This is a genomic window from Cetobacterium sp., assembly GCF_051658645.1.
Taxonomy (GTDB): Bacteria; Fusobacteriota; Fusobacteriia; order Fusobacteriales; family Fusobacteriaceae; genus Cetobacterium_A.
In genome coordinates, this window is the sequence record NZ_JBOFMZ010000050.1 from 44,277 (window position 1) to 60,176 (window position 15,900).

General features: G+C 29.8%; 12 protein-coding genes. 7 read left to right on the forward strand and 5 right to left on the reverse strand.

The annotated features are described in order from the left end of the window. Window positions 1–17: 17 nt before the first annotated feature. Together ACRCZX_RS05735 and ACRCZX_RS05740 are read left to right on the forward strand one after the other, a co-directional pair. Window positions 18–1,307 (forward strand): rhodanese-like domain-containing protein, encoded by a 1,290-nt coding sequence (locus tag ACRCZX_RS05735; protein WP_438581975.1) that lies wholly within the window; start codon window positions 18–20, stop codon window positions 1,305–1,307. A gap of 25 nt (window positions 1,308–1,332) precedes the next feature. Next, window positions 1,333–2,655, forward strand: coding sequence for an MATE family efflux transporter (locus ACRCZX_RS05740; RefSeq protein ID WP_438581976.1), 1,323 nt, complete (start codon window positions 1,333–1,335; stop codon window positions 2,653–2,655). A gap of 52 nt (window positions 2,656–2,707) precedes the next feature. Here ACRCZX_RS05740 and ACRCZX_RS05745 read toward each other — a convergent pair whose 3' ends face one another. After that, entirely contained in the window at window positions 2,708–4,030 is a 1,323-nt protein-coding gene (locus tag ACRCZX_RS05745; protein ID WP_438581977.1) for a YjiH family protein, read from the reverse strand. A 314-nt stretch (window positions 4,031–4,344) separates the two neighbouring features. Between ACRCZX_RS05745 and ACRCZX_RS05750 the strand changes: the two genes are divergently transcribed. The 4 genes from ACRCZX_RS05750 to mglC all read left to right on the forward strand — a co-directional run bounded on the left by ACRCZX_RS05750 (window position 4,345) and on the right by mglC (window position 8,985). Next, window positions 4,345–5,328: a DNA-processing protein DprA gene (locus ACRCZX_RS05750; RefSeq protein ID WP_438581978.1), complete on the forward strand. Its 984-nt coding sequence runs from the start codon at window positions 4,345–4,347 to the stop codon at window positions 5,326–5,328. 91 nt (window positions 5,329–5,419) lie between these two features. Then, window positions 5,420–6,403: a galactose/glucose ABC transporter substrate-binding protein MglB gene (gene mglB / locus ACRCZX_RS05755; protein WP_438581979.1), complete on the forward strand. Its 984-nt coding sequence runs from the start codon at window positions 5,420–5,422 to the stop codon at window positions 6,401–6,403. Between the two features lie 60 nt (window positions 6,404–6,463). After that, window positions 6,464–7,960 (forward strand): galactose/methyl galactoside ABC transporter ATP-binding protein MglA, encoded by a 1,497-nt coding sequence (mglA, locus tag ACRCZX_RS05760; RefSeq protein WP_438581980.1) that lies wholly within the window; start codon window positions 6,464–6,466, stop codon window positions 7,958–7,960. A 17-nt stretch (window positions 7,961–7,977) separates the two neighbouring features. Then, window positions 7,978–8,985, forward strand: a complete 1,008-nt coding sequence (gene mglC, locus ACRCZX_RS05765; RefSeq protein ID WP_438581981.1) for a galactose/methyl galactoside ABC transporter permease MglC — start codon at window positions 7,978–7,980, stop codon at window positions 8,983–8,985. Window positions 8,986–9,030: 45 nt separating this feature from the next. Here the strand turns inward: mglC and nrdG are convergent, their stop codons facing one another. Together nrdG and nrdD are read right to left on the reverse strand one after the other, a co-directional pair. Next, window positions 9,031–9,540: an anaerobic ribonucleoside-triphosphate reductase activating protein gene (gene nrdG / locus ACRCZX_RS05770; RefSeq protein ID WP_438581982.1), complete on the reverse strand. Its 510-nt coding sequence runs from the start codon at window positions 9,538–9,540 to the stop codon at window positions 9,031–9,033. Window positions 9,541–9,568: 28 nt separating this feature from the next. Continuing rightward, window positions 9,569–11,758: an anaerobic ribonucleoside-triphosphate reductase gene (gene nrdD / locus ACRCZX_RS05775; RefSeq protein ID WP_438581983.1), complete on the reverse strand. Its 2,190-nt coding sequence runs from the start codon at window positions 11,756–11,758 to the stop codon at window positions 9,569–9,571. A 367-nt stretch (window positions 11,759–12,125) separates the two neighbouring features. On the opposite strand from nrdD, the gene ACRCZX_RS05780 reads away from it, so the two are divergent. Next, window positions 12,126–13,514 carry an aminopeptidase P family protein gene (locus tag ACRCZX_RS05780; RefSeq protein WP_438581984.1) on the forward strand — a complete coding sequence of 463 codons (1,389 nt, stop codon included), beginning with the start codon at window positions 12,126–12,128 and terminating at the stop codon, window positions 13,512–13,514. Between the two features lie 38 nt (window positions 13,515–13,552). On the opposite strand, the gene ACRCZX_RS05785 is transcribed toward ACRCZX_RS05780, so the two are convergent. Both ACRCZX_RS05785 and ACRCZX_RS05790 read right to left on the reverse strand, forming a co-directional pair. Next, window positions 13,553–14,413: a sensor domain-containing diguanylate cyclase gene (locus ACRCZX_RS05785; RefSeq protein WP_438581985.1), complete on the reverse strand. Its 861-nt coding sequence runs from the start codon at window positions 14,411–14,413 to the stop codon at window positions 13,553–13,555. A gap of 152 nt (window positions 14,414–14,565) precedes the next feature. Beyond that, window positions 14,566–15,891, reverse strand: coding sequence for a 6-phospho-alpha-glucosidase (locus ACRCZX_RS05790; RefSeq protein ID WP_438581986.1), 1,326 nt, complete (start codon window positions 15,889–15,891; stop codon window positions 14,566–14,568). Between the last annotated feature and the right edge of the window lie 9 nt (window positions 15,892–15,900).

The following is a 15,900-nucleotide window of genomic DNA, read 5'->3' on the forward strand; positions in this document are numbered from 1 at the left end:
TTAAAGGAGTGTTGAAGGTGAAAAAGATATTGTTTTTAACAGTGGCGTTATCGTCAATTTTATTTGGAGAAAATATTAAAACAGCTCATGTTTTAAAAAGATTAGAAGATTCAAATTGGGTTATAGTTGATACAAGAGATACAAATGAATATAATGGGTGGAATCTATCAAATTTAAAAAAGAACGGTCATATAAGGGGAGCAAAAGATTTTTCTTCAAAATGGTTGGATAAAGAGTACTCAAGTTTAGAGAATAAAAACATTTTAAAAGAAAGAATTTTAGAAAAAGGAATAACTTCAGAAAAAAATGTTGTTTTGTATGGTACGAATTCTGTAGATATAGAAAAAGTTAGTAATTACTTAAAAGAAAATAAAATAGCTAATATTTTCGAATATAATTTAAATGAAAACAAAGATTATGAACAACTGCCATTTGTTGCCTATGAAAATTATGAAATGCTTGTTCCGCCGAGTTGGTTAAAAGATAAATTAGATAAAAAAGAAATCAAAGTTTTTGAAGTTTCTTGGGGAAGCATAAAAGATGCAGCAGTATATGTAGCTGGTCATATTCCAGGTGCACCTCATATAAACACAGACAAAATTGAACCACCTCCAGCTTGGCTCATAAACACTGATGAGAATCTAATTAAATTTGCAGAAGAGATTGGAATAGTAAAAGACGATAGTATTGTTCTTTATGGAGATGATGTGATGGCATCATATAGACTTGCAATAATTTTAAAATATTTAGGTGTAAAAGATGTAAGAGTTTTAAATGGAGGATTAGCTGCTTGGAAAAACGCAGGTTATAAAACAGAAATAGGAGTTACAAAACCAACTAGTATAAAAGATTTTGGTTCTAGAGTTCCTTTAAAAAAATCATATATAGTTGATGAAGCAAAAACAAAAGAGATTTTAAAAGATAATAAAAATTCAAAAATTTTAGTGGATATAAGATCTTATAACGAAAGAATTGGAAAAGAATCTGGATATTCATATTGGGATAAAAAAGGAAGAATCCCTGGTTCTGTTTGGGGAAAATCAGGTACAAAATCAGTAACTTTAGAGGACTATAGAAATGTTGATAACACAATGAGAAATGGTTATGAGATAATCTCTATGTGGCTAGATTTAGGAATAGATAAAAATAAAGAGTTAACATTCTTCTGTGGTTCTGGATGGAGAGCAGCTGAAGTTTTATTCTATTCTGAAGTTATGGGATTGAAAAACAATTCACTTTATTCTGACGGATGGATTGGATGGAGTACAAATAGTAATAACAAAATAGAAACAGGTGAGGAAAAGTAAAAAAATATACTAGGAGAGAAAATAGATGTTAGATGGTAAAAAGTCATTGTTTTCAATAACAATTCCAATATTTTTAGAGTTGTTACTAGTAACTGTTGTAGGAAATATAGATACAATTATGCTAGGAAGATTTAGTGATAAAGCTGTAGGAGCAGTTGGTGGAATGAGCCAAGTACTCTTAATTCAAAATACAATTTTGAGCTTTATATGTTTGGGAACAACAATATTGATGGCTCAATTTATAGGAGCTAAAAATGATAAATCTACAAAAGAGGTTATTGCAGTTTCTTTAATAATGAATTTATTTATTGGACTCGCTTTGGGGTTGTTGTATTATGTAGGTTGGGAATGGATTTTAGTGAAAATAAAACTGCCACTTCAATTGAGAGAGATGGGAATGGGTTACTTTAAGCTTGTAGGAGGGCTTTGTGTATTTCAAGCAATGTCTTTAACTTGCGGAGCAGTACTGAAAAGTTATGGAAACACAAAACCAATGCTTTTTGTAAATGTTGGAGTAAACTTGATAAATATTTTAGGAAATGGAATGTTTATATTTGGATGGTTTGGAGCTCCAACTTTAGGCGTTACAGGAGTTGGTTTATCAACAGTTTTCTCAAGATTTATAGGAGCTATAATATCGATAATAGTTATGACTAGCTATTGTAAATTTAAATTTCAAGATTTGAAAAGATTTACAATTGAAAAAGTAAAAAAGATTTTATCTATTGGAATACCTACAGCAGGTGAACATCTAACTTGGAGTTTAACACAAGTTATAATTTTATCGATGGTAAACACAATGGGAGAAACTCAGATTACAGCAAGAACATATTTAGCTTTAATATCATCTTTTATTATGATATTTTCAATTGCTCTCGGGCATGGAACAGCAATTCAAGTTGGACAACTTGTAGGAGCTGGAAACAAAGATAAAGCTTATCATCAATGTATGAAGAGTTTAACAATGTCGTTTGTAGCAGCAACAATAATATCTATACTTGTATTTTTATTGAGATATAAAATAATGAACTTATTTACAAAGGATGTAGAAGTTATAGCAGCAGCGGCGGTTGTATTTCCTTGGATGATATATATTGAAACAGGAAGAACGTTTAATATAGTAGTAATAAATGCACTTCATGCAGCAGGAGATATAAAGTTTCCGATGTTTATGGGTTGCGTAGTTATGCTAGGAGTTGCAGCACCACTTTCTTGGTTATTAGGAATCAGTATGGAATGGGCTTTAGTTGGAGTTTGGATAGCAAATGGAACTGATGAATGGATAAGAGGCTTTGGAATGCTATGGCGTTGGAAAAGTAAAAAATGGATGACTAAAAGTTTTGTATAAATAATAAAGTAAAAAAAACGGGTCCTAGGATCCGTTTTTTTTTAATGGTATATTAACTATTTAAAATTCCTAATTTAACTAATATTATAGCGATAGTATAAATAACTGGGAATGTGATAACTGTTCTTAGTATAAAGAATTTAATAACATCTAAAAGAGTGAACCCCATTTTAGAGTTAACAAGAATCATACCAGTTTCGCTAAGGAATATTAACTGAGCAAAAGAAAGAGTTCCAACTATAAATCTAGCTAATTCACTGCTAGTATTCTCAATAAATAGAGCAGGTAAATACATATCAGACAAACCAACAATCATAGCTGGTGCCATTGATGCAGCAACATCATGTGAGAAACCAAGCATTCTTAATACTGGTAATAAAGGCATAGATAAGATATTAAAGAAGCTTGTATTTTCAGCTAAAATTAATCCAATTGATCCTACACACATAATAACTGGAATGAAAGTTATATATATAACTAAAATTTTAAATAAAGAATCTACTAAAATATCTTTTTCGTTAGCTTTTCCAGCTGTTGATTTAGCTAAATGTATCGCTTCAGCAAAACTTTTAGCTCCATCATCTACTACTTTATTTCCTTCGTAATATTCATTCTTAAATTTCTTTAATGGTAATCTTGTTATTATAAATCCAGCAACAAAAGTTGAGAAGGCAATAGTTCCATAAAATATCCAAAATATTTTAGAGAATTGTAATAAGTCAGCAACAACAGCAGCAAAAGAGATACCAACTATTGAAAATGATGTCGCTATTACAGCAGCTTCTCTTTGAGTATAATAACCCTTTTGATATTGTTGGTCTGTAACTACTATACCGATCGTTCCATCTCCTAAAAATGAAGCAAGAGCATCAATAGCAGCATATCCAGGAACTCTGAATACTTTTCTCATAACTGGAGCAATTAAAGTTCCAATAAACTCAACTAATCCAAAAGATGTAAGTAAAGGCATAAGCATAACTCCAATAAAGAAAGTTACCATAAGAGGTGGGATCATATCCGCTGCCATCAATCCACCAGTTGTATCATTGCTCAGAAACTGAGGTGCAACTCCTAGCGAAATCAGAATAAACATAATTGATCCACCAATTCTCAAAATAGAACTGAATTTATCGGTTACAAATAAATCATTTAAGTATTGTTCTTTAAAGTTCTTTTTAAATAATCCAAGCCCAGTTCCAACTATTGTAATAATTGAACAGAATAAAATTAAAAAATTAACTCCACTTGAAAAATGATTCATAATAAAGTTTTTCATATGCCCCATCAAAATAGATGATTCACCACCGATAGTGATTGGTAGTAAGAATGATAGTAACCCAATTAAAGAATAAATACCAAATTTTAATATCGCCATTTTAAAACCTCCAGAAATTTTTAATTTCCGCCAAATAAAAAAACATACTTAAAAAAAGTATGCCTAATTTGAGAACTTATCTTATAAGCGAATCACTATGGCAGCTTCGTGATTCTTAATTCACAGAAAAATGTCGTCAACGCCATCGGCCTTAGGCTCAAACATAAAAGTGAACTAACCTCTATTAAATTGTTAGCTTAGTATATATTAAAATTAAAAAATTGTAAAGATAAAAATAAAAATAAAATAAAATAAAAAGATAAAGTCAGAAATAAGAGTAATAAGTTTAAAAGCGTTCAGAAGGTGGTGGATAGATGTATTCAGAAGATGATATGATTTTATGGTCAATGATAAATTCAATGGTATTAGATGTTGGTAGATTAGAAATTTTAGCGTTTTCTCCAGAAAATTTGTTTCAAGTTTTTAAAAAATCTATAGAACTAGGAATAAATATTTTTAAAGAAGATTATAAAAAAACTTTAGAAGTTTTAAATAGTTTAAAAGATACCCCTGAAAAAGAAAAAATCAGAACTTTATTATCTGACTTTAAATTATTAAAAAGTTTGAAAAAAGGAGTAGATTTAGAAAAAATAATAATTGCAGAAAAAAATATAAAAATGATGACATACTTTTCTTCGAATTATCCAGAGAAATTAAGAAATTGTAAAATACCACCTTATGTACTTTACTATAAAGGTGAGGATATAGATTCAGAAAAATTGAATTTTAGTATAGGAATTGTAGGCACAAGGTATCCAGAAGGTGAAGGTATATATGAGTTTACAGAAGAGATTATAAAAAATTTAAAAGCTGAATTACAGTATAATATAAGTGGTTTAGCAATAGGTTGTGATTCGATTGGTCATAATATAACTTTAAATTATAAAATAAAAAATATAGCAATATTAGGAGAGGGATTAGGACGAGAAATTTATCCAAAAGAAAATAATGATTTGAGTGAAAGAATTTTAAAATGTGGTGGAACTTTATTATCTGAAATACCACCAAGTCTATCTGTAAAAGGGATATACTTGTTGCAAAGAAATAGACTGCAAGCATATTTAACAAATGATTTATTGGTTTTAGAAACTGGAAATAAAGGCGGAACTATAACAACAATAAAAGCAGCTTTTAGTGAAAAAAGAAAAGTTTATATTAGAAATATAAGCAAAAATCATTCGAATTTTACAATTAAAAATTTATCAAAGCTAACTTTTATAACTTCTTATTCAGATATAAAGAAAATGAAAACACCGATTACAAAACCAGTTACACTATTTTCATATTTGTTTCCATAATTTTTTTAGTTCTTGACATCTAAAATTTTATGAGGTATATAATAACTTATAGTGTTATATAAATACAATAAGTATTGAAACGGAGGATTTTATGAAGAAAATTTCATTTTTATTAGGAGCATTAGCTATTACAACAATAGCATCAGGGGCTGGAACAAAAATTGGAGTAACAGTTTATCGTTATGATGATAACTTTATGTCAACTGTTAGACAAAGAATTGAAGAAGTTGCAAAAAATGATAAAGATGTCGAAGTTCTAATGAATGATTCTCAAAATGATCAATCAAAGCAAAATGACCAAGTTGATATATTAATTGCAAAAGGTGTAGATGCTTTAGCAATTAATTTAGTTGATCCAGCAGCAGCTTCAACGGTTATAGCAAAAGCAAAAGCAGAAAATATTCCGATTGTATTCTATAATAAAGAACCCTCAAAAGCAGATATGGACAGTTATGATAAAGCTTATTATGTTGGAACAGAGTCAAAGGAATCAGGAATTATTCAAGCTGAGGTTATAGCAAAACATTGGGCTATGCATCCAGAATGGGATTTGAATAAAGATGGTGTTATTCAGTATGTTTTATTAAAAGGAGAGCCTGGGCATCCAGATGCTGAAGCTAGAACAACATATGTTACTAGAACTCTAACTGAAAAAGGAATCAAAATAGAAGAGTTGCATATGGATACTGGAATGTGGGATGCAGCAATGGCAAAAGATAAAGTAGAAGCTTGGTTATCAGGAAGAAATGGAGATAAAATAGAAGTAGTTATAGCAAATAATGATGGTATGGCTATGGGAGCAGTAGAAGCATTAAAAGCTAATGGAAGAGCAAAAGCACCTGTATTTGGAGTTGATGCTTTATCAGAGGCGTTGGTTATGCTCCAAAATGGAGATATAGCTGGTACAGTATTAAATGATGGAATAAATCAAGGTGAAGCAACTTATGAAATAGCAAAAAATTTAGCTAAAGGAAAAGCTGCAACTGAAGGAACAAAATGGGAATTAAAAGATAGAATATTAAGAGTTCCTTATGTTGGTGTAGACAAAGAAAATTTAAAAGATTTTAAAAAATAAATATATCACAGGGAGGCGAAATCCTCCCTTTATTTAATTAAAATTTTTAGGAGAGAGAAAATGGAGAGATATTTACTAGAGATGATAGATGTATCGAAATCTTTTCCAGGAGTAAAAGCTTTGGATAAAGTAAGTTTAAAAATAAGACCTAAAACTGTTCATGCTCTTATGGGAGAAAATGGAGCGGGAAAATCAACACTAATGAAATGTTTGTTTGGGATATATTCGAAAGATGAAGGAAAGATTATTTTTGATGGAAAAGAAGTTAATTTTGTATCAGCTAAAGATGCACTTCAAAATGGTGTTTCTATGGTTCATCAAGAGTTGAATCAAGTTTTACAAAGAAGTGTTATGGATAATATGTGGCTAGGAAGATACCCTTTAAAAGGAATTTTCATAGATCATAAAAAAATGTATTGTGATACAAGTAGAATATTTAAAGAGTTAGAAATAGAAGTTGATCCAAATGCTAAAGTATCTACTCTTTCTGTTTCACAGATGCAGATGATTGAAATAGCAAAAGCTTTTTCATATAATTCAAAAGTGATAGTTATGGATGAACCAACATCATCACTTACAGAGAAAGAGGTTGCACACCTTTTTAAAATCATAAATAAATTAACAGATAGAGGATGTGGAGTTGTCTATATCTCCCACAAAATGGAAGAGATAAAAGAGATTTGTGATGATATAACAATTTTGAGAGATGGTGAATGGGTTGCTACAAAAAGTTTAGATGGTGTAAGTACAGACGAAATTATAAGCATGATGGTTGGAAGATCTTTAACTCAGAGATTCCCAGAAAAAACAAATAAACCAACAGAAATAATTCTAGAAGTAGAGAAATTAACCGCTAAAAACCAACCTTCTATAAAGGATGTTAGTTTTAATTTGAAAAAAGGAGAAATATTGGGAGTTGCAGGATTAGTAGGTTCTAGAAGAACAGATATAGTTGAAACAATATTTGGAATTCGTGAAAAAGAATCTGGAAAAATAAAAATAGCTGGAAAAGAGATTGAAAATAATTCAAGTTTAGAAGCTATAAAAAATGGATTTGCTCTTGTTACAGAAGAACGAAGAGCAACTGGAATTTTTCCACAACTTAACATAGAGTTTAATTCACTTATATCTAATATAACTAACTATGAAAGTAAAAACAAACTGTTAAATAGTAGTAAAATGCATGATGATACAAAGTGGGTTATAGATTCAATGAGAGTAAAAACACCAACTCAAAAAACACCGATTGGAAACTTATCTGGTGGAAATCAACAAAAAGTCATTATCGGAAGATGGCTTTTAACAAGTCCTGATATATTGATGTTAGATGAACCAACAAGGGGAATAGACGTAGGAGCAAAGTATGAAATATATCAACTTATGCTAGATTTAGCTAGTAAAGGTAAAGGGATAATAATGATTTCATCAGAGATGCCTGAACTTTTAGGAATCACAGATCGAATAATAGTTATGAGTAATGGACGAGTTGCAGGAGTGGTAAATACAAAAGAGACGACTCAAGAAGAAATTTTAAAGTTGGCATCACTGTATTTATAAACTTAGAGGAGGAAAAAATGGAATTAAAAGATAAAAACATAAAAAAAATACTACTAGACAGTGGGCTATATATAGTTTTACTAATACTTATAGCTGGAATAATTATAAAAGAACCATCGTTTTTAAGTTTTAGAAATATGAGGAATATTTTGACTCAATCATCGGTTAGAACTATATTGGCACTTGGTGTTGCTGGAATAATTGTAACAGGAGGAACAGACCTTTCTGTAGGAAGACAAGTTGGATTATCTGCAGTTATATCAGCGACTCTTTTGCAGGCGTTAACTAATGTAAATAAAGTGTTTCCAACATTAAATACTTTACCGATACCACTTGTTATATTAATTGTTTGTTCTATTGGAGCTATAGTAGGATTTTTAAATGGCTTTGTAGTAGCACATCTCAATGTAACACCATTTGTTGCGACTCTTGGTTCGATGATTATAATATACGGTGCAAACTCTTTGTATTTTGATTATGTTGGAGCATCCCCAATAGCTGGATTCTCAAAAGAGTTTACAAGCTTTGCTCAAGGGTTTTTTACTATAGGTGGATTCAGATTTAATTATTTGATAATATATGCTGCTTTAGCAATTTTGTTTATTTGGATTTTGTGGAATAAAACAACATTTGGAAAAAATCTCTTTGCAGTAGGTGGAAATTCAGAAGCAGCAAAGGTTTCAGGAGTAAATGTAAAGAAAACTCTAGTTTCAGTTTATACTTTATCTGGAATATTCTATGCTTTTGGAGGAATGTTAGAAGCTGGAAGAGTAGGAAGTGCTACAAATAACTTAGGGAATATGTATGAAATGGATGCTATAGCAGCTTGTGTTGTTGGAGGAGTATCTTTCTCTGGAGGAGTTGGAACTGTCCCAGGAGTTATGATAGGAGTTATAATTTTTACAGTTATAAACTATGGTTTAACGTTTATAGGTGTAAATCCGTATTGGCAGTATATAATAAAGGGTATTATAATAGTGATGGCCGTTGCTCTTGATACGCTAAAATATGTAAAGAAAAAATAACATAAATGAAAAAGTTCTAGTGATTTTTAGTCACTAGAACTTTTTTTAGTCAATATATTTAACGATTTCTTTTAATTTTAAACTTTTTTGAATATCGATAACTCTTTGGTTGTTACTACCACGCCATTTTAAATTTAAATTCTTTTCATCTTTATTAAATTTACCATCAACTAAAACATCGCATAACTCTATTAAAGATAGTAGTTTAGGATTAGCTAAAATCATTTCAAAAGTAAATCCAGACCATATCCAAATACTTTTCTCAGGAAAATTAGTTTTAAATTTCAGAATAAAATTTCTGAGAGGCTCTATATTATCTATATAAGTAGGATCTCCTCCAAGTAAAGAAAGTCCTTTGATGCTTTTGTCATACTTTTTAAAATAACTTAAAATTTCATTTTCTACTGATTCTGTAAAAGGATTACCAAAGTTAGGATTCCATGTTTCTGAGTTAAAACAATCAACACATTTATGAGAACATCCACTTACAAAAATACTAACTCTAATTCCTTCACCGTTAATCATGTCTGTGTACTTAATACCAGAATAGTTCATAAGACCAATCTCCCGTCGTTTTACATATTTACATATGTTTAACTCTATTTATTACCTCTTTCTGTTTACCTTTGTTAAAAGGTCTAGAATCTGGTTGAGCTAGGTATCCACAAACCCTTCTAATAACATTCATTTTAGTAGAGTCATTGTTTCCACATTGCGGACATTCAAATCCTTTTTCAGTAGCTAAAAATTCACCGTTGAAATCACAAGTATGACACTTATCTACAGGTTGGTTTATTCCCATATAGTGTATTCCAATTGATTGAGCATATTTTAAAACTTCATAAACAGCTTCTAAGTTCTTTTTTAAAGAATCCGTTTCAATATAACTGATATGTCCACCAGCAGCTAAAGTATGCCCAGGAGCTTCTAATCTTAGCTTTTCAAAAGGATTAATACTTATTTTAGAAGATACATGGAAAGAGTTGTCATAATACTCTTTATCAGTTATTCCTTCAATAATACCAAATTCATTTAAATCTATAGCAGCAAATCTGTCACAAAGAGACTCTGAAGGTGTAGAGTAAAGAGCAAATCCTAAATTAGTTTCTTCTTTAAACTGCGCAACTTTTTTAGAAATATATTCTAAAATTTTAAATGTTTTAGTGTATGACTCTTCATCTAAAGCAAAGTTTTTACCATAAAGAAGTTCTGAAACTTCACTTAAACCAATATATCCAATTGAAACAGTGGCATATCCACCCCAGATTAAATCTTTGATAGTGTCTTTACCCTCTTTTTCAGCTAAAGCTCCAGCCATCCAAAGAATTGGAGCGATTTCAGCAGGAGTATTTTCTAAGTATTGAGCTCTAAATAGATTGTTTTCTTTACACATATCTAAAACTGAGTCTAGCTCTTTATAGAATCCAGCTTCATCACCTCTATTTTTAATAGCGATTCGAGGTAGGTTTATAGTAGTTGCTCCAATATTAAATCTACCAGAATATTTTTCAACTCCATACTCATCTTTCCAAGGAGATAAAAATGCTCTACATCCCATTGGATAAACTACAGTCCCATTTTGCACTTCTTCTTTTGTTACAAATAAAATATCTGGATAAACAGATTTAGTCATACACTCAAAAGCTAGTTGTGAAATATCCCAGTTTATATCTTCAAGAGAGAAGTTTAACCCCTCTGTTACAGCATAAACGATTTTAGGGAATATAGCAGTTTCTTTTTTAGCACCAAAACCTTCCATTCTAGTTTTGAAAATATATTTCTGAACTAATCTACCTTCCCAAGAAGTCTCAGTTCCTATTCCAACAGTCGTAAATGGCGTTTGACCATTAACAGTAGATAAACTATTTATTTCATACTCTAAGCCTTGCATAGACTGTTTAACAGATTCTTCTGTCATATCTACAGCAAATTCAAAAGCTAAAGGATGTTTTTCTTTTAGTTCTAGATTTTCAAAGATAATGTTTTGAGCGGATTTTATAGTTGTAATAGATTCTACATCTAATCTTTCAACATATCTTAATCCTTTTAAAAAGTGCTTCTTGAAACTTTTAGAAATATATGGAACTAAAGCTCTATCTAAATATGGAATAGAACATCCACCATATGTATTAGAAGAAACAGAAGCTATAATTTGTACGATATGTCCTACAGCAACTTCAACAGAATTAGGCTCTAGCATCTTCGCGTTTCCGATGTTGCATCCATTTTTTAACATCTTTTCAATATCTACTAACTCACAGTTTGTTTCTCTAAAAAGAAGATAATCCAAATCATGAATATGAATTCTTCCACTTTCGTGAGCGTCTTTTAAATGTTTTGGTAACATTCTATTTAAATAATAATCTTTCGAAGAGATTCCAGCTAATAGATCTCTTTGAACAGATATAGTTTTACCATCTTTATTAGCATTTTCATTTAACATATCTTTATTTGATGCATCAATAAGTTCACCAATTTTTTTATATATAACGTCTTCTTTTTTTCTTAATTCATTTTTAATTGTACGGTACTCTTGATAAGAAAGAGCAATATCTTTTTCAGAAGAACTCATAAGTTTTTTAATAACTAAGTCTTGAATATCCTCAACATTCATTTTAGAGATATCAAGATTTTCTATTTGAGTTGCAATTTTTTCAATAAGATCTATGTTTGGAACTTTTTCCTTTTGTGTAAAAGACATTGTAAGAGCTCTTACAATTCTACTTCGATCAAAGTTCACAGTGGAACCATCTCTTTTAATTACTTCTTTCAAAAAATCACCCCGAGTTTTTATTTTTTTTACATTAGTATTATACACACATTTCTAGATTTCTACAAACATATAAAACTGTAAAAAATAGTTTAAAAAATGGTTAAAAAAAAATATTTGACAAAGAAATCGAGATTTATTAAAGAAAAATCGAGTTGAAAAAATAATCAAAGCTTAAAAAACCGAGCAAAAAGAATTCAAAAGTTTTTTTACAAAACACAACATATATTGTTTTTGAAAAATAAAAAGCACAAGATATAGTGTTTGTATTTTAAGAGTAATTTACATTCGTTAAAAGTAGTAAAAATATTAAAGAAATATGATATAGTATTCTAAAGTACTAAAAAAATATTAAAATAGGGAGGAATTTATGTTTCAAAAAGAAATTTATATCTCGAGAAGAGAAGAGTTAAAGAGATTAGTAGGCAGTGGATTAATAATAGTTATGGGTAATTCAGAATCTCCAATGTCATATTCTGACAATTGTTATAATTTTATACAAGACTCAACATTTTTATATTATTTTGGATTAAATTCTCCAGATTTAATAGGTTTAATAGACGTTAAAAAAAACAAAAGCTATATTTTTGGAAAAGAATTTACAATAGATGATATTATTTGGATGGGAAAGCAACAAAAATTTAAGGATAAATCATTAGAAGTCGGAGTAGAAAACTTCTTAGATATAGAAGAGTTAAAGCTAGTTGTAGATTCTGCAAAAGTTGAGAATAGAAAAATACATTTTACAAATCAATATCGTTTAGAAAATAGTTACAAGTTATCGAAAATTTTAGATTTAAGTTTAGAAGATATAAGCACTCAATTTTCAGAAAAATTGGTGCAATCAATAATAGATATGAGAAGTATAAAGTCAGAAATAGAAATATTAGAGATGGAAGCAGCAACAAATATAACTAGAGATATGCATTTAGTTGCTATGAAAAATATAAAATCTGGAATGAAAGCTTTTGAATTAGTTGCCTTGCTAGAATCTGCAGCTAAAAAAATGAATGCAACTATGTCTTTTCATACGATATGTACAAAAAATTCAGCAGTATTACATAATCATGACCATAGTAATGTTTTCAAAGATGGAGATTTAGTTTTGCTGGATTGTGGTGCAAAGTTAGAAAGTGGATATTGTGGAGACATGACGACAGTATTTCCTGTTTCAGGAGAGTTTGATAGTAGACAAAAAGATTTATACTCACTATTAATAGAGATGTTTGATAAAGCAGAAGAGTGTACAAAACCAGGGGTAAAAAATAAATCTGTACATTTAGAAGTTGCTCGTGTTTTGACTAGAGGACTTGTGGAGAGAGGATTTATGAGCGGGGATATAGAAAGTATAGTAAAAGCTGGAGCTTATGCTTTGTTTTTCCCACATGGACTAGGTCATATGATTGGACTGGATGTACATGATTTAGAAAACTTTGGAGAAAATAGAGTTGGATATGATAGTGAAACTATAAGAGAAAATCAATTTGGAATAAGATCTTTAAGAATGGGAAAAGAGTTGAAAAAAGGTCATGTGCTGACAATAGAACCAGGAATTTACTTTATTCCAGAGTTGATAGAAAAATGGGAAAGTTCTGGTTTGTTTAGAGAGTTTATAAACTATGAAAAGGTAAAAGAATATTCTGATTTTGGTGGTCTTAGATATGAAGGTGATTTTTTAATTACTGAAGATAGTAATAGAAGATTAGGTTATAAAATGCCTAAATATGCTGATGAAGTTGAGAAGATAATGAAAAAATAGAGTAAAAAAGAGGAACTTTTATTTTGAAGTTCCTCTTTTTATACAATTTTTAAGAAAAATTCACCTTTTTTATTTTTTTTAACCTTGTATAAAGCAGAATCTGAAAGCCGATAAAGTTCAGAAAAGTTATATTGTGCTGTTTTATCATAAATAACTCCAAATGAGCATTCAATAGCTATATTATTTAAGCTAAAGTTGATCTCTTTTAAAAGACGCTTTATAAGGTTACGTATGCAATTTTCAGACTTTGTATTGTGTAGGTATATTAGAAATTCATCTCCACCAAGCCTTCCTACAATTTCATCCTTAGTAAAAATATTTTTTAATTTTTTTCCAAAATGAGAAATAACTTTATCGCCTACTAAGTGTCCCATAGAATCGTTTATATCTTTAAAGTTATCTAAATCAATTAAAATCATAGTTTGAGAAAAAGTATTAGAACTTTTAATCATAGCTGTAATTTTTGTTTCTAAAGCTCTTCTATTTAAAAGATTAGAAAGCTTATCTGTTTCTGAAAGATGTTGAGTGTGTTTTAAAAGATTTTCTCTGTATGTAATATCCATTATAATTATATTGAAGACATCATTAACAGGATCATAAGTAGCAACATCATGTATCCAAATAATTTCACCTAATTTATTTTTGATTCTGAATTCATAGTCAAGTGTAATTTGAGAGTTTACTGCATGATTTACTTTTCTTAAAATGTCAGTTAAATCATCAACAACCAGTTCAGAAAACCTGTTTTGAAATTTTTCTTGCATTTCGTCTTTAGAGTATCCAATCATGTTATAAAACGCATTATTAGCTGTAATTATAGTAGAGTAAAGGTCATTTTTGCAAATTAAAGCACCGCAGCTAATTTTTTCAAAAAATGTACTATCAATTATATTTTTCATAATAACTCCAATAAAATAAATTATTTCTGACTAAATCATATTATAACTTAATTTTAAAAAAAAATCTACTTGAAGTTTTTTGAATTATTTTTCAAAAAACTTCAAGAGTAGGCATACAAATCTTTGTATGCCTACTCTTGTTTTATTATTTACTATTTTAAGATTGGCCAATAACCTTTGTTAGCAACGATTAAATCATCTAAAATAGCTTTTGCAACAGTAGCACTTGGAACAGTTTTTGACATAGTTAAAGCTTGCCATAATTTTTGATAAGATCCTTCGGTCCATGCTTCAACAGTTAGCTTCTCAACAGAAACTTGTTGCTCCATAAGTCCTTTTTGGAATTGTGGTATAGAGCCAATTACTAGAGGTTCAGGACCAGAGTTTCCAACTAAACATGGAATTTCAACCATCGCTGTAGAATCAAAGTTTTGAATAGCACCATTATTTTCAACAATTAATAACATTTTTTCTTTTGTATTAAAAGCTATAGCTCTAGCTAAGTCAACAATATATGATGCATGTTCATCTATATGCATAGCTGTACCTACTGAAGTTTTATTTTTAACAATCTTTTCACACTCACCAAATATAAACTTTTCTCTACCGTCCATAACTTCGTTTGCTCTAGTATACTCTTTATTAGAATGCTCTACAACATAATCAGGGAATAGATAGTATTTTAAATATGTGTTAGGTAATGTTGTAGGATCGATTGAGTAGACATCTTTCGCTTTAGCAAAAGTATCGTTCCAGCTAGCATCATTGTGTTGTGAATCTCCTTTATCTTCTAAATAGCCATGCTTAGCAACATGCTCTTTTAATTTTGGCATTAAATCATTTCCTGCGTGATCTTTTATAGACTTCCACCACCCAAAGTGATTCAAACCGTAGTACATAATATCTAAATCTTTTCTAGACTCTAAACCTAAAATTTCAGCCATTCTAACTTCAATTCCAATAGGCATATCACATATGTTTAAAACTTTTGAATTTGGTTTTAATTTTCTAGTTGCTTCAGCAACAATAGCAGCGGGATTAGAGTAATTTAGCATCCAAGCATTTGGAGAGTATTTTTCCATATAATCAATCAACTCTATAACACCACCAATAGATCTCATACCATAAGCAACTCCACCAGGTCCACAAGTTTCTTGTCCAACTACACCATGTTTTAAAGGTATCTTTTCATCTAACTCTCTCATAGGATATTTTCCAACTCTAATATGAGCCATTACAAAATCTATATCACTAAATGCTTTTTCTGGTTTTGTGCTGTAACTAAATTCAATTTCAGGAGCTCTTTCTTTTAATAGTATTGAACAAGCATCTCCAACTTTTGCTTGTCTTTCAGCGTCGTTATCATACATTTTAATCTGTCTAATTGGAAACTTATCAAGATTATCCAATAACATTAAAATTATTCCAGGAGTAAATGTACTTCCTCCGCCTGCGATACAAATTGAAAACTTTTTCATAATAAATCC